Source organism: Bradyrhizobium sp. MOS002 (genome assembly GCF_003020115.1).
Classification (GTDB): Bacteria; Pseudomonadota; Alphaproteobacteria; order Rhizobiales; family Xanthobacteraceae; genus Bradyrhizobium.
On record NZ_PYFX01000005.1, the window covers coordinates 434,838 to 452,838 of the forward strand.

14 protein-coding genes are annotated in these 18,001 nt (G+C 65.3%); 8 read left to right on the forward strand and 6 right to left on the reverse strand.

The annotated features are described in order from the left end of the window. Positions 1-75 precede the first annotated feature (75 nt). The 6 genes from C7G41_RS19330 to C7G41_RS19355 all read left to right on the forward strand — a co-directional run bounded on the left by C7G41_RS19330 (position 76) and on the right by C7G41_RS19355 (position 6,103). Entirely contained in the window at positions 76-747 is a 672-nt protein-coding gene (locus tag C7G41_RS19330; protein ID WP_106944032.1) for a phosphoribosylanthranilate isomerase, read from the forward strand. Next, positions 744-1,961 (forward strand): tryptophan synthase subunit beta, encoded by a 1,218-nt coding sequence (gene trpB, locus C7G41_RS19335; RefSeq protein WP_106944033.1) that lies wholly within the window; start codon positions 744-746, stop codon positions 1,959-1,961. Before C7G41_RS19330 ends, trpB begins: the two co-directional genes overlap by 4 nt. Then, positions 1,958-2,794, forward strand: a complete 837-nt coding sequence (gene trpA / locus C7G41_RS19340; protein ID WP_106944034.1) for a tryptophan synthase subunit alpha — start codon at positions 1,958-1,960, stop codon at positions 2,792-2,794. Before trpB ends, trpA begins: the two co-directional genes overlap by 4 nt. A gap of 137 nt (positions 2,795-2,931) precedes the next feature. After that, the gene (accD, locus tag C7G41_RS19345; RefSeq protein ID WP_106944035.1) at positions 2,932-3,873 is read left to right on the forward strand and encodes an acetyl-CoA carboxylase, carboxyltransferase subunit beta; all 942 of its coding nucleotides are present in this window, start codon (positions 2,932-2,934) and stop codon (positions 3,871-3,873) included. Then, a complete protein-coding gene (locus tag C7G41_RS19350; protein WP_106944036.1) occupies positions 3,870-5,213 on the forward strand; it encodes a folylpolyglutamate synthase/dihydrofolate synthase family protein in 1,344 nt (447 codons plus the stop codon). The genes accD and C7G41_RS19350 overlap by 4 nt, the downstream gene beginning before the upstream one ends. Positions 5,214-5,362: 149 nt before the next feature. Continuing rightward, a complete protein-coding gene (locus C7G41_RS19355; RefSeq protein WP_199198481.1) occupies positions 5,363-6,103 on the forward strand; it encodes a metallophosphoesterase in 741 nt (246 codons plus the stop codon). Positions 6,104-6,238: 135 nt separating this feature from the next. Here the strand turns inward: C7G41_RS19355 and C7G41_RS19360 are convergent, their stop codons facing one another. The 5 genes from C7G41_RS19360 to C7G41_RS19380 all read right to left on the reverse strand — a co-directional run bounded on the left by C7G41_RS19360 (position 6,239) and on the right by C7G41_RS19380 (position 15,261). Beyond that, entirely contained in the window at positions 6,239-7,246 is a 1,008-nt protein-coding gene (locus C7G41_RS19360) for an ATP-dependent DNA ligase (RefSeq protein WP_106944038.1), read from the reverse strand. A 142-nt stretch (positions 7,247-7,388) separates the two neighbouring features. Further along, positions 7,389-7,709 (reverse strand): thioredoxin, encoded by a 321-nt coding sequence (trxA, locus tag C7G41_RS19365; protein WP_106944039.1) that lies wholly within the window; start codon positions 7,707-7,709, stop codon positions 7,389-7,391. 63 nt (positions 7,710-7,772) lie between these two features. Continuing rightward, positions 7,773-11,282 (reverse strand): double-strand break repair helicase AddA, encoded by a 3,510-nt coding sequence (addA, locus tag C7G41_RS19370; RefSeq protein WP_199198475.1) that lies wholly within the window; start codon positions 11,280-11,282, stop codon positions 7,773-7,775. Beyond that, complete coding sequence (addB, locus tag C7G41_RS19375; protein ID WP_106944041.1) at positions 11,276-14,422, reverse strand: double-strand break repair protein AddB; 3,147 nt, start codon at positions 14,420-14,422, stop codon at positions 11,276-11,278. Before addB ends, addA begins: the two co-directional genes overlap by 7 nt. 200 nt (positions 14,423-14,622) lie before the next feature. Then, positions 14,623-15,261, reverse strand: coding sequence for a carbonic anhydrase (locus C7G41_RS19380; RefSeq protein WP_106944042.1), 639 nt, complete (start codon positions 15,259-15,261; stop codon positions 14,623-14,625). A 110-nt stretch (positions 15,262-15,371) separates the two neighbouring features. Between C7G41_RS19380 and C7G41_RS19385 the strand changes: the two genes are divergently transcribed. Then, entirely contained in the window at positions 15,372-16,253 is an 882-nt protein-coding gene (locus C7G41_RS19385; RefSeq protein ID WP_106944043.1) for a CoA ester lyase, read from the forward strand. A gap of 89 nt (positions 16,254-16,342) precedes the next feature. On the opposite strand, the gene C7G41_RS19390 is transcribed toward C7G41_RS19385, so the two are convergent. Next, the gene (locus C7G41_RS19390) at positions 16,343-17,314 is read right to left on the reverse strand and encodes an AraC family transcriptional regulator (RefSeq protein WP_106944044.1); all 972 of its coding nucleotides are present in this window, start codon (positions 17,312-17,314) and stop codon (positions 16,343-16,345) included. A gap of 491 nt (positions 17,315-17,805) precedes the next feature. Between C7G41_RS19390 and C7G41_RS19395 the strand changes: the two genes are divergently transcribed. Then, the coding region (locus tag C7G41_RS19395; RefSeq protein ID WP_146159778.1) for a PAS domain S-box protein at positions 17,806-18,001 on the forward strand (196 nt) is incomplete at its 3' end.

Here is an 18,001-nt window from a genome sequence, read left to right on the forward strand (position 1 = left end):
CCGCAACCGAAAAGCCCGTTTTCTGGCCGCGGACCCGTGGCCTCCCTGTGCTTTGAGCCCTTATCCGTCGAGAACATGTCCCTGCTCGTCAAAATCTGCGGCCTGTCCACGCCCGAGACGCTCGAAACGGCGCTCGAGGCGGGTGCCGACATGGTGGGGTTCGTGTTCTTCCCGCCGTCGCCGCGGCATTTGTCGCTGGAAGCCGGACGGGAGCTCGGCCGGCAGGTGAAGCGGCGCGCACTCAAGGTCGCGCTCACCGTCGATGCCGACGATGCCACGCTCGACAACATCATGGACGCGCTGTCGCCGGACATTTTCCAGCTTCATGGCACGGAGAGCGTGGCCCGGCTGCGCGACATCAGGCAACGGTTCGGTCGCCCGGTGATGAAGGTCGTGCCGGTCGCAACGTCAGCCGATCTCGCCGGGCTGCCCGGTTACGCAGAGGTGGCCGAACGCATCCTGTTCGACGCGCGCGCTCCGAAGGACGCGACGCGGCCAGGCGGCCTCGGTGCACCGTTCGATTGGCATCTGCTCGGAAACCTGGAGCTGAACGTGCCGTATATGGTTTCGGGCGGTCTGAATGCAGACAACGTCGCCGAAGCCGTTCGCGTGACCCGCGCCGGCGGCGTCGATGTTTCCTCCGGTGTCGAGAACGCCCCGGGCGTGAAGGACCCCGAGATGATCAAGGCCTTCATTCGCGCCGCGCGCGCAAGCCAAGATGCAAATCAAGAGTTGAGCGTCCGATGAATGTTGTAAAACCCAATTCCTATCGCAGCGGCCCCGACGAGCGCGGCCATTTCGGCATTTTCGGCGGACGCTTCGTCGCCGAAACCCTGATGCCGCTGATCCTCGACCTGGAGAAAGCCTACACCGAGGCCAAGGCCGATCCAGCCTTCCAGATCGAGATGAACGGCTATCTCAAGAATTATGTCGGCCGGCCCTCGCCGCTCTATTTCGCCGAGCGCCTCACCGAGCATCTCGGCGGCGCCAAGATTTACCTGAAGCGCGAAGAGCTCAATCACACCGGTTCGCACAAGGTGAACAACGTGCTCGGCCAGATCATGCTGGCGCGGCGCATGGGCAAGAAGCGCATCATCGCGGAGACCGGCGCCGGCCAGCACGGTGTCGCCACCGCGACGCTGTGCGCGCGCTTTGGCCTGGAATGCATCGTCTACATGGGCGCCGTCGACGTCGAGCGGCAGCAGCCCAACGTCATCCGCATGGAAATGCTGGGCGCAACGGTGGTCCCGGTGCAGTCGGGCACGCGCACGCTGAAGGACGCCATGAACGAGGCGCTGCGCGACTGGGTCACCAACGTGCACAACACGTTCTACTGCATCGGCACGGTCGCGGGTCCGCATCCCTATCCGACGCTGGTGCGCGACTTCCAGTCGATCATCGGCAACGAGACCAAGGCGCAGATGCAGGAGATCGAAGGCCGCCTCCCGGATTCGCTGGTCGCCTGCATCGGCGGCGGCTCCAACGCGATGGGCCTGTTTCATCCGTTCCTCGATGATTCCACCGTCGAGATCTTCGGCGTCGAAGCCGCCGGCCACGGGCTCACACAACTGCATGCGGCATCGATCGCGGGCGGCCGTCCCGGCGTGCTGCACGGCAACCGCACTTATCTGCTGATGGACGCGGACGGGCAGATCACGGACGCGCATTCGATCTCCGCCGGCCTCGACTATCCCGGCATCGGCCCCGAGCACTCCTGGCTGCACGAGATCGGCCGCGTGAACTATCTCTCCGCGACCGACGACGAGGCGCTCGCAGCGTTCCAGTTGCTGTCAAAGCTGGAAGGCATCATCCCCGCGCTCGAACCGGCACATGCCATCGCCAAAGTGATGGAGCTCGCGCCGAAGCGGACCAAAGATCACCTGATGGTCGTCAACCTCTCCGGCCGCGGCGACAAGGACGTCCCGCAGGTCGGCGACATCCTGAGGGGCAAGAGCAAGTGACCACGCGTATCGACACCCGTTTCGCCGAGCTGAAGAAAGCCGGCCGCGCGGCCTTCGTCACCTTCGTGATGGCCGGCGATCCCGATCCGGCGACCTCGCTCGAGATCATCAAGGCGCTGCCGAAAGCGGGCGCCGACGTGATCGAGCTCGGCATGCCCTTCACCGATCCGATGGCCGACGGTCCGTCGATCCAGGCGGCAGGCCTGCGCGCGCTCAAGGCCGGCATGACGCTGAAGAAGACGCTCGAGCTCGTGCGCGGCTTCCGCAAGGACGACAACACGACGCCGATCGTGCTGATGGGCTACTACAACCCGATCTACATCTATGGCGTCGACAAATTCCTAGTCGATGCGAAGAGTGCTGGCATCGACGGCCTCATCATCGTCGACCTGCCGCCGGAAGAGGACGACGAGCTTTGCCTGCCTGCGATGAAGGCCGGCCTCAACTTCATTCGGCTTGCAACGCCGACCACCGATGACAAGCGTCTGCCGGCGGTGCTCGCCAACACCTCAGGCTTCGTCTACTACGTTTCGATCACCGGCATCACCGGCGCTGCGGCCGCGGACTCCACGGCCGTCGGCGAGGCGGTTGCCCGCATCAAGCGGCACACAAAACTGCCGGTCTGCGTCGGCTTTGGCATCCGTACACCGGAGACCGCCCGCTCCATCGCCTCGCATGCGAACGGCGCCGTGGTCGGCACCGCGCTGGTCGATGCTCTCAAGAACAGCCTCGACGCGGACGGGCACGCCACCGGGAAAACCGTCAACGCCGTCACTGAGCTGACGGCGGCACTGGCCCAAGGCGTCAAAGGCGCGCAACAGGCGGCGGAATAGGCCTTAATTCCGCTGCCAAGTCGGACGAGCAAGTCCGACGAGCAAGGCGGACAATACGGCGGCTTGCCGGGCCGGGTCCCGGCCGCCATATATCCCTTCAGGCGGTCCCCAGGCGGGATCGCACATCGGAGCAAACCATGAACTGGCTTACCAATGTGGTCCGGCCGAAGATCCGCAACATGCTGCGGCGGGAGACGCCGGAGAATCTTTGGATCAAGTGCCCGGATTCCGGACAGCTCGTGTTCTACAAGGACGTCGAGGCCAACCAGTTCGTCATCCCCGGCTCGAACTACCACATGCGCATGAGCGCGGTGGCGCGTTTGAAGTCGATCTTCGACAACGAGACCTGGTACGACGTCGCGCTGCCCGACGTCACGCCCGATCCGCTCAAGTTCCGCGACGAGAAGAAATACGTCGACCGCATCAAGGATGCCCGCGCGCGCACCAATCTGAACGACGCGATCAAGGTCGGCTACGGCAAGCTCGAAGGCGCCGCTGTCGTCGTCGCCGTGCAGGATTTCGACTTCATGGGCGGCTCGCTCGGCATGGCCGCGGGCGAAGCCATCGTGCGCGGCCTCGAGCTCGCGGTCGAGAAGAAGTCACCCTTCATCGTGTTCGCCGCCTCAGGCGGCGCGCGCATGCAGGAAGGCATCTTGTCGCTGATGCAGATGCCGCGCACCACGGTCGCGGTGCAGATGCTGCGTGAAGCAAAACAGCCCTACATCGTCGTGCTGACCAACCCGACCACCGGTGGCGTCACCGCGTCCTATGCGATGCTCGGCGACGTGCAGATCGCCGAGCCCGGTGCGCTGATCGGTTTTGCCGGCGCGCGCGTGATCGAGCAGACCATTCGCGAAAAACTCCCCGAGGGTTTTCAGCGCGCCGAATACCTCAAGGAGCACGGCATGGTCGACATGGTCGTGCATCGCCACGAACTACGCCCGACCCTGGCGCGGCTCTGCCGACTGTTGACCAGGGCGCCGGCGCTTGAGACAGCGTCAAAGCCGGTGCAGCCGGTCGTGAGCCCGGCGCAGATCGTATCGGCTCCCGAAACGGCGCCGGCCGCGCCGCACGCGTGAACGCTTCCTCTGACCGCGCAAAGCCGCCGCTCGACGAATTGATCGGGCGGCTGTCGGCCCTGCATCAGAAACGCATCGATCTCGGGCTGGAGCGGATGCACCGCCTGCTCGAGCGGCTCGGTCATCCCGAGCGCAAGCTGCCGCCGGTGATCCACATCGCCGGTACCAACGGCAAGGGCTCGACGCTCGCTTATCTGCGCGCGACGCTGGAGGCAGCTAACCTGCGCGTCCACGCCTACACGTCGCCCTATCTCGTTCGCATCAACGAATGCTTCCGGCTCGGCCGCGTCGGGGGCGGCGTGCTGGTCGGTGACGACGAGTTGCGCGCGGCGCTGGAAGAGGTCGAGCGCGTCAATGCCGGCGAGCCGGCCACCGTGTTCGAGCTCAAGACGGCGGCTGCATTTCATCTGTTCGCGCAGAACCCGGCCGATGTGGTTCTGCTGGAGGTGGGCCTTGGCGGCCGGCTCGATTCAACCAACGTCGTCGATGCGCCGGCGGCCTGCGTGATCACGCCTGTCAGCATGGACCACATGGATTTCCTCGGCGACACCTTGACGTCGATCGCGGGCGAAAAGGCCGCGATCATCAAGCGCGGCGTGCCCGTGGTTTGCGCCGAGCAGTCGGCTGAGGCGATGGCCGTGATCGAGGCGCAGGCCAAGCGCATGCGCGCCCCGTTGTTTGCCGCGGGCGAGAGCTGGCATGTCAATGTCGAGCACGGGCGGCTGGTCTATTCCGACGAGCGCGGCCTGATGGATCTCACGGCGCCGCGTCTGTTCGGCCGCCACCAGTTTGACAATGCCGGTCTCGCGATCGCGACGTTGCGAGCCACCAACGCTTTCAAGATCAACCAGGCGGCGTTCGAGGCCGGGATCGTCGGTGCGGAATGGCCGGCGCGGATGCAGCGCATCGCTTCGGGCGAGCTGCTCGCTCTCGGCCCGCAGGGCTCGGAGATCTGGCTCGACGGCGGCCATAATGCGGAAGGCGGCCGCGTTGCGGCGGCCGCGCTCGGCGATCTGGAAGAGCGGGTGTCGCGGCCGCTGGTCGTGATCGTCGGCATGATGGCCAACAAGGACGCGCAGGCTTTTCTCGCCAATTTCGCCGGTTTGACCCGTCACATCGTCGCGGTACCGATTCCCGACACCGACAACGCGATGCCGGTCGACCGCCTCACGGATGCCGCCCGCAGCCTCGGCATGCGCGTCGAGCCCGCGCCCGGCATCGAGGCCGCACTGCGCACCTTGGCGAAGCTCGCCTACGAAGTGCCGCCGCGCATCCTGATCACCGGCTCGCTCTATCTCGCCGGCCACGTGCTTGCCATCAACGGCACGCCACCTGCATAGAGGGTCTCATGTCCCGGACGCGGCGCGGCATGAAATGACGCCACGCAGAGCCGGGACCCAGAATGCCGCAACATGGGCCCCGGCTCTGCAGCGCACCGCTGAAGAAGCGCTGCGCTGCGTCCGGGGGCATGATAGAGTGAGAAATGCCCATGCGTTTTGCCGCGATTGCCGACGTTCACGGAAATTACCTCGCGCTGGAAGCTGTGCTCGCCGATATCCGCGCGCAAGGCGTCTCTGACATCGTCAATCTCGGCGACATGCTCAGCGGCCCGCTCGATGCGCGCCGCACCATCGAGATCCTGATGAAGCTCGACGCCGTGCACGTGCTCGGCAATCACGACCGCTATCTGCTCGATCGTCCGCCGGAGAAGATGGGCTCGTGGGATCGCCCGGCCCATGCAGCGCTCAATGCCGCGCAACTCGACTGGCTGCGCGCGCAGCCGATGACGCGCGTGTTTCGCGAGCAGGTTTTCATGTGTCACGCGACGCCCGAGAATGACGAAGTCTACTGGCTCGATACCGTGCATCCCGACGGCGCGGTGGCGCTGTCGCCGCTCGATCGCATCGAGCAGTTTGCGCAAGGCATCGCGCAATCGCTGATCCTGTGCGCCCACACCCATCTCGCGCGTGCCGTGCGAACTCGCGACGGAAGGCTGATCGTCAATCCCGGCAGCGTCGGCGGCCCGGGCTATCGGGACAAGCATCCGTTCCCGCATGTGGTGGAAGCTGGAACGCCGCACGCGCGCTATGCGATCCTCGAGCTGGCCGATGGTGCCTGGCAGGTCACGTTCCGCCATGTCGTCTACGATCACGAGGCGATGGCGGCGCTCGCTCGCCGCAATGGCCAGCCGGAGTTGGCGAACGCGCTGGCGACGGGATGGATTGGATAGCCCCGCTCATGTCCCGGACGCGGCGCGGCATGAAATGACGCGACGCAGAGCCGGGACCCAGCGGGCTTTGGGCCCCGGCTCTGCAGCGCACCGCTGAAGAAGCGCTGCGCTGCGTCCGGGGCACGAAAGCGAATGTCATCCAAGCAGCTTCATCGGATCCACCGCCTTCTGCTTCAGCTGCTCGAAGCTGCATTGCCGCGGGGCCTTGTCGGGACGCCAGCGCAGGATCGAGGTGCCGTGGCGAAAGCGCTCGCCGCTGAAATGGTCGTAGCAGACCTCGATCACGAGCTTCGGCTTGAGCGGACACCATTTGGCCGACCGCTCGGTGGACCAGCGGCTCGGCCCGCCCGGCGCGTTGCCGGTGAAGCCGGGCTCGCCGATCAGTGCCTCCAGCCGATCGGTCAGGTCAGGCTTTTCCGTCGCCTTGATCGCCGAGGTGAAGCCGACATGATGCAGGCGACCTTCGTCATCGTAGAGTCCGAGCAGCAGCGACCCCACCACCTTCCGGCCGGCGAGCTTGTTGGTGGCATAGCGGAAGCCGCCGACCACGCAATCGGCGCTGCGGAATTTCTTGATCTTCTGCATGCCGTCGCGATTTCTCGCCTGGTAGGGCAGGTCGATGCGCTTGGCGATGACGCCGTCCGAGCCGCCGCCGGATTGCGCCAGCCATTTCTTCGCAATGGCGTAGCTCGTCGTCGCCGGGGAGAGGCGGAAGAGACTGCTTTTCAGATTGGCTTTGGCAAACCCTTCCAGCGCCGGTCGTCGCTCACTCAGCGGCTGCCCGGCAAGCTGCCTCTCCTTGGCCGTCGCAAGCAGATCGAAGGCGAGATAGAGCGCCGGCGTCTCCTCCGAGAGCTTGTTCACGCGGCTCGCCGCCGGGTGAATACGTTGCAGCAGCGCGTCGAAAGAAAACCCCTTGCCGTGTGGCACGACGATCTCGCCGTCGAGCGTGAAGCGATCCGCCTTCAGCCTCAGTGCTGCGGCGACGATTTCGGGGAAATAGCGCGCGAGGTCTTCGCCGGATTTCGAGCGCAGATCGATGCTGTCGCCGTTGCGCGACAGCAGGCAGCGGAAGCCATCCCATTTCGGCTCGTATTGCCACTCCTTGCCGCGCGGGATCGCGTCGACCGAGCGCGCCTCCATCGCCACGAGAGAAGTCGATTTTCGCACGCGTCTTGCGGGAGGAGGCAAAGGCTGGGACTCGTCTTACGCTGGAACTGTCCCATCAACGCAAAACGGCCGGCTTTCGCCGGCCGTTTCCAAAAATATTCTTCCGCAAGGCGGATCAGACCGCGGATGTGATCCACTGCTGCAGCTTTGCCTTCGGCGCCGCGCCGACCTGGCGGGAGGCCATCTCGCCACCCTTGAAGATCATCAGGGTCGGGATCGACATCACGCCATATTTCGACGCGGTCTTCGGGCTCTCGTCGACGTTGAGCTTCACGATCTTGACCTTGTCGCCCATCGCACCGGCGATCTCGTCGAGCGCAGGTGCGATCATGCGGCAGGGGCCGCACCACTCGGCCCAGAAATCAACGACCACGGGGCCGGTTGCCTTGAGCACTTCGGCTTCGAAATCGGTGTCAGAAACCTTACCAACGGCCATGGGAGTACCTCGTACCTGAGAGAAGGGCGCGACGGGAATCGCGCCCGAGATCATGGCGTCAACCTATGAACGGCTCCTTGCCGGGTCAAGGACGCTCACACCGAGATGAAGGGATGCCAGCGCCGCGTCCAGCGCGGGAGCCGAAATCTCCATATATTCAAGGGCCTCGGTCCAGAGCAGGACGGCGCGGACAGGCTTTTGGGGATAAAGCCTCGATAGCACCGCCCGGTACAGCGCAAGCTGCCGGACATAGACCGCGGGCGCTTCAGCGGCGCTCCTGGGAGCCGCCTGGTTGGTCTTGAAATCGATGATCAAAATCTCATCCGGACGAACGACCAGCCGGTCGATCTGGCCCGACACCAGCGCCGGGGTGCGGCCCGGCCGCTCCAGCCGGCCGACGATCGCGACCTCTGCCCGGCTGCCGGCGGCGAAGACCGGCGCAAACCGTGGTTCGGCGATCAAGGCGAGCACCTTGTCCGCCAGCGTGACCCGGTCGGCCTCCGCCCAGTCCGCGGCATTGCGCCTCATGAAGCCGAGCGCGGCCTCCCGCCGGCGCTCAGTGGCGATGTCGGGGAGCGATTGCAGCAGCCGGTGCACCAGCGTGCCGCGTTGCAGCGCCAGCGCGCGGGACTGCACTGATTCGCCTGACAGCACCGCGCGGCCGTCCCCGGACGACTGGACGGAGGGCCGTACCGGATCGTCGTCGATGGTCTCGCGAGGTGCGGGCGTCCGCAGCCAGTCCGGGAGCGCGGTCGCCTGATCCAACGAGGCCGCGGGCGTGCCTAGCGCCACGACATCCTCCGGTCGGGAGAAGCGCGTCGCCTTTCCCAGCGGTGTCTCGATTGTCTCTTTCGTCAGGCCCGAGCCGGCGAGCCCGGTGTCGACCAGATCGTACCAGCTCAGCTTGCGGACCGTCTTCATGTTGCCGGGCATGCAGCCGCCGACGATGAGCCGATCGGCGGCGCGCGTCATCGCGACGTAGAGCAGGCGGCGATATTCGTCCTCGGTCTCCTCGAGCATCGCCTTGCGGGCGTCGGCGACGGGTTTGGGATCATCCGCCTTGCGTCCGGCCCAGACCACCACCTCGCCGCCATTGCCGCGCGGGACGTGGATCAGCCGCAACCGCTGCGAATCCGCAGGCGACGAAGTGGTGTCGACCATGAACACGACCGAGGCCTCCAGGCCCTTGGCGCCGTGCACGGTCATTACCCGTACCTCGTCGCGCGAGATCTCCATGTCGCGCTTTACCTCGGTATCGGCCGAGCGCAGCCAGGCCATGAAACCCTGCAGCGAGGCCGGCACCTTGCGCTCGTAATTCAGCGCCAGCTCCAGGAACTCATCGAGCGCGTCATTGGCCTCATGACCGAGCCGACGCAGCATGCGTGCGCGTCCGCCGTCGCCCCCGAGCAGCCAGGCGTAAAAGGCAAACGGCGTCTCCTCGCGGGCGCGCGTTTCGCAGGCTTCGAGGCGTCGCAACGCCGCAGTGAATTTCTCGCTTGTGCCTGCATGCTCGCCAAGCGCGCGGCGCAGCGATCCCTTGCGATCCCAGGCCAACTGGAACAGATCGTCATCGTCGAGCCCGAACAGCGGGCTCTTCAGCGCCACCGCGAGCGCGAGATCGTCCTGCGGCAGCAGCAGCGCGTCCGCAAGGTTCATCAGGTCGATGATTCCGATGTGCTCGGTGAGCTTGAGCCGATCGGCGCCGGCGACCGGAACGTTGGCGTGCTTCAGCGCCTGGATCACCGCGTCGAACGCATTGCCGCGCCGGCGCACCAGGATCAGCATGTCGCCATAGCGTAGGGGACGCCGTTCGCCCTCGTGCCCGGTCAGCGTGCCGCTCTCGACCAGCCGCTTGATCTCGGTCTGGATTCGGCGCGCGAGCTTCACCTCGGGGCTGGTGGCGGCGACGCCGTCGAACGGCGCGCGCCAGCCCTCGATCTCCTGCCTGTCGTCGGCTTCCGCAAGGTCCCACAGCTCGATCACGCTGGGACCTGCATCGCCGAGTGCATTGTGCAGGGGATGACCGGTCTCGATCGAATGGATGCTCTTGTAGATCGCGGGCTCGCGGAAGACGTGGTCCACCGAGTGCAGGATCGCGGCGCCGGAGCGGAACGAATAGGTGAAGGCGACCGGATCGAATTTCAGTCCGGCCGCCGTGAACTTGCTGTGGAGTTCGCGCCGGCGTGCGTCGAATTCTCGGGGCTGAGCACCCTGAAAGGAGAAAATCGACTGCTTCTCGTCGCCGACAGCGAAGACCGTGCGGTTCAGCCCTTCGCGTGCGCCCTCGCCGGCGGTGAACTCCGAGATGATGTGCGCGACGATGTCCCATTGCCGCGGACTGGTGTCCTGGGCTTCGTCGATCAGCACGTGATCGACGCCGCGGTCGAGCTTGTAATGCACCCAGCCCGAGGAAACGCGATCCAGCATCGCCAGCGTCTTGTCGATGAGGTCGTCATAGTCGAGCAGCCCGCGCTCCTGCTTCTCGCGACGGTAGTTGGCGGCAGCCGCGGTCGCGATATGCAGCAGGGCCGCGGTGCGGTCGCGCATGGTCACCGCCCGGCGCGTCTCGACCAATCCGCCGACGCGCTGGGCCTCGTTCTCGAACAGGCGGGCGACGGATGGGTTGTGATCGCAAAACTTCTTGGTCAGCACCGCCTTGCGCGGCAGCTTGTCGTCGGTGAGGAAAACGCTGAGATAGGCGTCGACCTGCGCGCTGCCGGAAAAGACCTTTGCTTCGCGAAGCCGGCTGGCCTGGTCGTTGTCGGACTTGCTGCCGTCCTCCAGCGCAAAGGCGATGTCGTCCCAGCGCGATCGCGGCAGGAACGGACCGTCGACAATCTCGGTCTCGACGTCCTCGATCCGGTCGCTCGCGTCCACGCCCAGGGCGGCTGCCATCTGGACGGCAGCCAGCTCCGCGCTGCCGGCTTCATCGGTCCAGGCCATGAAGTGATCGCGGCTCAGGCAGGCCTCGCGCACCACCTCCTTGAAGGTAACGTCGGCGGCGCTCGCCATCGCGGTCAGCAGCGCGCGGCCGGTGACGCTGTCGGGGTCGCGCGCGGCCTCCAGCAGTACCTTCAGATTGGCGCGTTCCATCATGTCGGTCTGGTCGCGCTCGTCGATGACGGCGAAGCGCGCGGGAACGTTGGCCTCGAACGGAAACTGCTGGAGCAGGCGGGTGCACAGCGCGTGGATGGTCTGCACCTTCAGCCCGCCCGGCGTCTCCAGCGCACAGGCGAACAGCTTCCGTGCGTCGCGCCGCAATTTTGCAGTGGGGTGCGGGATGCCGACCGCGCGGATCGCCGCATCGAGTGCGGTGTCGTCGAGCGTCACCCAATGCCCGAGCGTGGTGAATACGCGTTCGGCCATGTTGGCCGCAGCCGCCTTGGTGAAGGTGATGCAGAGGATCTTTTCCGGCGGCACGCCCGAGAGCAGCAGGCGGATCACCCGCTGGACCAGCACGTGGGTCTTGCCCGAGCCGGCATTGGCCGACACGAAGGCCGACGCGGTCGGGTCCGATGCGCGCGCTTGCCTGGCGCGCACCTCGTCCGGGATGGGGCGCGGTGCCTTCACCATTCCTCGATCCCCAATCCACCGGCCGCGGACCATTCCTTGATCCGGGCGAGATCGTCATAGGCGCCGTAGCGGTTGGTCCACATCGGCAGGTTCAACGAGGTGTAGGGCTGGTTTTCGTCCTCAAAGGCGCGGATCAGCGCCTCCAGCTTGGCCCGTGCTTCGGCAGCGGCCCTATCAGGCGGCTGCGGCTCGTCGCTCTGCTTGAACTTGAGTTCGAGAATGCGCTCCTCGCCCGGCGGATTGTTGCCGCTCAGGCGGACATAGACGAGCTGGCTCACGGATGCACCCGCATCGATGTCGGGAAAACCGCCCTCGCGCAGGATCGCGGCTTCCAGCGTGAGCTGCGGTGACAGGCCCATGCGGACCTGCTTGCCGGTCGGTGGCTGGCCGGTCTTGTAGTCGAGGATGGCGTAGCCGCCGCCCTGCCGCCGCTCGATGCGGTCGGCGCGGGCGGAAAGACGGAAGCTGCGCCCATGGTCGAGCGGGATCGAGATCTCGCCGCGGGTTTCCGCGGCGATTGTCTCGATCACGCCGCGCCGCGCCGTCTCCCATTCGCCGAACCAGCGCGCGATGCGCTGGAAGCGCGGCCACCACAGCGCCCGCGCCTCGGGCCGCTCCATCAACGGCGCAAAGTGTTTTTCGCCGATCGCGCGCAGCACGCGCGCGGGATCATCGGGCAGGTCGGTGGCGTAGCGTTCCGTGAACTCGCCGAGTGCATCGTGGATCGCCGAGCCGCGGTCGGCGGCCGACAGTGGCATGTCGACGGGATCGAGCGCGTCGAGCCGCAAAATGTGTTTGGCGTAGATCGTATAGGGATCGCGCAGCCAGTCCTCGATCCCAGTCACCGACATCCAGAGCGGCCGGGTCGCGCGTGGCGGTCGCGGCTCGGGCTGCTTGATCGGTCTGACCTGGTCGGGCTGGTCCAGCGCGGCTGCGAACTGCACGTATTTCTCGCCCGCGCGAATGGCGGCCTTCCAGTGCGCATCGCCTGCGACGGCCTCCAACCGGTGGAGGAAGCGCGAGGCGACCGCCGGCGCACCGCCAGCCTTGGCGGAGTGGGTGAGGATGACCTCGTCGCCACCGAGCAGTTGCGCAAAATCATGCGCGGAGAGGCCGATACGGCGTTCCGGCAGATCGAGGCCCAGCTGGTGCCGCATCGGCCGGCTCAGCCACGGATCGATGCGCGGCGCCGGTGGCCAGACCCCCTCGATCAGCCCGCCGACGATGATGCGGTCGGCCTGCATCAGGCGTGATTCCAGCGGGCCGTAGATCTGGAGCTGCGCGCCCGGCCTGTCCCGCCGCCGCACCGCGCGGTCGCTGAATGCGGTCTGGAACACGTCTGCGTAGTCGGGCAGCGTGACCATCAATCCGCTGGTGGTGCCGCCGCGCAGGAGATCGTCGAAGGCGCTCGCAAGCGCGAGGCCTTCGCGCTCCTCGAACGCCAGCGGAATGCCGTGCTCGTCGCGCGACAGCTCGATCATGATCTCGCGATGCCGATGCGCGAGCTCGGCGAAGTCATACGGTTTTGGTGATACAAGACTCTCGATCGGCGCCATGGCTTGTCGCAAGCCATCGATCAGCGCCTGAATGCGATCGAGGTCTTCCGCCTTGAGACGTGCGCGCGGTTCCGCCTTATGGAGCGCGGAGACTTCGCTGCGCCACAGCTTTGCCAGCTCCTCGCGAAAGCGATTGAACTCACGCAACAGGCCGGCGGTGCCCGCAGGCGGGCGCGTGCCGCGTAACAAAGCGAGCTCCAGGCCTTCGATCGCAGCTTTCCATCCGCCAGACGCCCGGCCGAGCCGGCAGAGCGGATGCTTCAGCATTGCGAGCAGCGTCGGCGGCTCCAATCCCCTGGTCGCGGCCTCCGCGGTGAGTCGCGCAAAGACGCCGGCGGACGTTTCCATCAGGACGTCGCCGCCGGAATCGTCGTAAGCGAGATCCCACCGTGTCAGCGCAGCCATCACCCGCCGCGCCAGTGCGCGATCGGGCGTGACAAGCGCCGCTGATTTGTCGAGATGCCGGGCCTCGCGCATCGCAATCGCGATGGCGAGCGCTTCCATTTCAGGGTTGGGAGCTTCGACCACCGCGAGGTTCTTCATGCCGCCGGTGATCTTTACGGCCACATCCGGCTGCTTCAGCCGGTCGTGCCAGATCTCGGTCTTGGCCGAGGGCCGCATCGATTCCGACGCCAGGAGATCGCGACCGCCTTCCGCCGGTGGCTGGAGAATGTCGACGTCGCTGCGCTTGATGCCAAAGCGATCCAGCAGCGCGTGCATGGCATATTGCGGATGGTTCGAGACCGGATGCTCCGCGAACTTGCCGAGCGAGTCGCGTACGCCGCCGATGCTGCGCCAGGCGTCGTCGTCGAGATCAGTGTCGAGCCCGGGCAGCACCACGGCGCCATGCGGCAGCGAGGCGACTGCGTGGAGAAATCTTGCCGTGGCCGGCATCGAGCCGGTCGAACCGGCCGCGATCACGGGGCCATGGGGATGCGCGGTCAGCCGCCTGGCTTCGGCATCGATCAGGAGATCGCGGCGGGCAGCGGGCTCGATGCGTTTGATTTCGGCGAGATGACCGGGCCAGGCGATGCGCGCGATGCGCAGGAATTCGAGCGAGTGCTGCCAGTACCGGTCGAGCAGATCAGGCACCAGGCCATCGAGCGCGCTCCAGTCGACGCCGCGCGTGACCATGTCGTCGATCAGGCGCGCGAGGTCGGACGCCAGCGCCAGCGTCGATGCGGGTCCGCCGACGACCAGCGGAGACAGCACCGGGCCCTTCGCCCAGGCCGCGACGAGTTGCGCCAGCGTCAGCCGCCGTTCGAGCTCGCCGAGCCGCGGCGGAATGTCGAGCGGCGTTGCGCCGGAAAACTGTTCGCCTTCATCGGCGAATGCGAGCTCATCCTCGTCGATGTCGCCGAGCGCGACGATGCGCGGCAGCACGACAGCATCCGCCTTCATCTCGTCGAGGAAGATCTCGCGGACGACGCGCATGGCGCGCCGTGTCGGCAGGTACAGCGTGGCGTCCGCCAGCCGTGCAGGCTCCTTGCGCGCCTCAAAGCCGTCGACCAGCCGGCCGTCGAGCAGGCTCGCGACGACGGTGCGCAGGAACGGAACTGAGACTGGAACGCTGAAAACGCGCATGAGCTGCCTGATTCGGGAATCAGGCGCCAATATAGGGAGGCGCACTCAAATGGTCATGGGCGGAGGTGGGATAGTCCCCGCTGTTCGCCGAACGCCGTAAGGCGGGCAAGGACGCACTTGCGCCGTGCCCGCCATCTCGCATCCGGGTATCAGCTTGATTGGCGGGCACGCCTACGCTTTGCCCACTCTAAAAGAGCTCGCTATTCGCGCGCGTTCCTGAATTCCTTGGCGCCCTTGTCCAGCACGAACAGCGATCCCTCCGCGACGCCGAAATAGGCGCCGTGGGTCTGCATCTGGCCGGCGTCGACCGCCTTCCGCACGAACGGGAAGGTCATCAGGTTTTCCAGGCTGCGGAACACCGCGGCCTTCTCGATCCGCTCGACGAATTGCGCCATGGTCTCGTGGTCGCGCTGCTCGACCACCTCGCCCGGCTTGATGAACATCTGCATCCATTTGCCGATGAAGTCGCCCGGCGTGAGCGGCTCGATCTTGTCGACGAAGGCGCGGATACCGCCGCACTGCGCGTGCCCGAGCACCACGATGTGCTTCACCTTCAGCACCGTCACGGCATATTCCAGCGCCGCCGAGACGCCATGCGCGTTGCCGTCGGGCTGATACACCGGCACCAGATTGGCGATGTTGCGGACGACGAAGAGTTCGCCCGGCCCGACGTCGAAGATCACTTCGGGTGAGACGCGGCTATCGCAACAGCCGATCACCATCACTTCAGGGAACTGCCCCTTCACCGACAGCTCGCGGTAACGGGTCTGCTCGGTCGGCAGCCGCTGGGTGGCGAAGGCCTTGTAGCCTTCCAGCAAATGCTCTGGGAATGTGTTCATGGCCTATGCCTAATCATATACCGCTGGGACGAACAAGCCTTTCGAATAGGCAGGCCAGATGCTATCGGCTGCGGTCGGAAGTGAGACGAGGAAACGGAAGGAACGCTTGCATGACCCGCCCGCGCCGCAGCCATCTGTTCATGCCCGGCTCCAACCCCCGCGCGCTGGAAAAGGCGCGCAATCTTGCCGCCGACGGTCTGATCCTCGATCTGGAGGACTCCGTCGCGCCCGATGCCAAGGCGCTGGCGCGCGACGGCATCGCCGCCGCGATCGCGGCCAAAGGGTTCGGCAAGCGCGAGATCCTGATCCGGACCAACGGCCTCGACACGCCCTGGTGGGCCGACGACGTCGCGATGGCCGCCAAGGCCTCGCCGGACGGCATCCTGGTTCCAAAGGTTTCAAGTGTGGAGGACCTCGACACGATCGGTCGTCGTCTCGCCGAGCTCGGCGCGGCGCCGACCGTGAAAGTCTGGGCCATGATCGAGACCGCACGCGCGGTGCTGCATGCAGAGGAACTCGCTGCCGCCGGGCGCGATCCAGCGCGGCGCCTGTCAGGCTTCGTGTTCGGCCCGAACGACATTTCGCGCGAGACGCGCATCAAGATGCTGCCGGGCCGCGCTGCGATGATCCCGATGATCACCCATTGCATCCTGGCAACGCGCGCCCACGGCCTCGAAATCCTCGACGGTCCCTACAGCGACATCGCCAACTCCGACGGTTTCGCGACCGAATGCGCGCAAGGCCGCGATCTCGGTTTTGACGGCAAGACGCTGATTCACCCCTCGCAGATCGAAGCCTGCAATGCGATCTTCACCCCGCCCGAAGTGGAAGTCGCGCGCGCGCGAAAGATCATCGCTGCGTTCGAGCTGCCGGAGAACGTCTCGCGCGGCGCGATCCGGCTGGATGGTGCGATGGTGGAGCGCCTGCACGCCGACATGGCCCGGCGCACGATCGAAATCGCGGATGCGATTGCGGCGATGGGCAGGGGCTGAGGGGTTTCACCTGTCCGCTGCTGACCTCGACAAGACGCTCGCGGCCTACGACAGCGCCTTGCTGTGAATTCAGGACCTGCGTCGTCGCGTCACTGCCTCCGTCTCGCATTCTTCAAGGTTTCGGATGGCAGCTCACCGACCGCTCGCCGATATTCCGATGCAAAGCGGCCGAGATTTTGAAAGCCGCATTTGAACGCGACGGCAACGACGCTGGTCTGCTCATCGGGATGTCGTAAGAGCTCCGTCGCCCGCTGGAGCCGGAAGCGCCGCGCGCACTGGCCCGGTGATCCCCGCCCCGCCACGGAGAATTCCCGATAAATCGTCCGCACACTTACGTTGGCGATTGCCGCAATTTTCTCCAGATCGATTGGTTCGTCCCAATGAGCCTCGATGTAGGATTCGACGATGTCGATGACGGACCGGTTGGCGCCCGGCGCCGGGCCCTGAAGCCGATCGGTGAAATTGTGCTGGTGCGCCAGAAGGATTCGAACCATCAACGCCCGCTCAAGTTCGCCGATGGCTATGGGTGAGTAATCCTGTCCGAACCTGTCCAACTCCTCCGCAAATCTGAAGACGTCCTGACGAATATAAGTCATCACCGCCGGATCAGCTTCGCCCGGGACGAAACGCAGCTCCATGTCGCTGTCATCGCCCAGGATTGTCTTTAGCAACCGCTCGATTGCGCCGGTATCGATCCTCAGCACCAATTGGCGATAGCCCGGCGCAAACTCGAGATCCAACCTGGCGTCTCCGGAGATGATCGGACTGCAGGCCCCAATTGGCTCGCTGCTCCCATTGGTCCTGAAGCTCGCAGCTCCCTGGATGGAGAAGAACTGTCGGAGAACTTGCGATTCGGGAAAGGAGAGCGACGCCGCACCTTCGTAGCCGCAGAAGGCGAGGCCGATCGATTGCAAGCGCGCAAAATTGGCCTGGATACCGAACTCACGGTCGTGCTTGTCGAAGCGGTCGGCGCCATATTCAGCGAACAGGCGGTCCCGCGCGAACTCGCTATCGCGGGACTGAAGCAAAGGATACTGGTCGAGATAAGAAACGGCGCCCAAATCAGAATTCCTCACCGCACAGATTAGCGTATCGCCTCCCCGGCGCTACCAATCCGAGATTGAATGCAACGGCTGTCGGACGTGACTGGATCACTCAAGGGAGGCATGAACGCGCTCATGGCGGCTGCGACGAATTGCCCGATGCCCCATATGCATACCTGATCCTCGGATCCACGGACTCGTGATCGATCGTTGCCGGCCGATTTGCCGAATAGCGATAACGATCTTAGGCCTTTCTTCGCAATTCAAAGCCGATGGCCTCCTCGGCTGGTCAGCAAAGGTCGGGAAGTTTCTGTTCGGCTAATCGCGTTGGCGAAATCCGGCCATTGTGTCTTCGATCGGACAAATACTCTGATAATTCGATTCGTTTAGCTCCTTCATGTGCTGGGCTCGCGGAGCCGACGAACGGTCGGTCCTCACGAGACCATGAATGCTGCAATCGCTTGCAAGCCCACGCGCCGCAAACGAGCCATCAATTTTGGAGCGATGAAATGTTCGGTCGTAAATCCCGCGTCGATGCACAAGCTAAGATTGAGGCAATCGGCCGCTCGCAGGCCATGATCGAATTCAATCTTGACGGGACGATCATCGCGGCTAACAAGAATTTTCTCGACGCCCTCGGCTATCGGCTCGATGAAATCCAGGGCAAGCATCATTCCATGTTCGTTCCGGCCGACCAGTGCGACA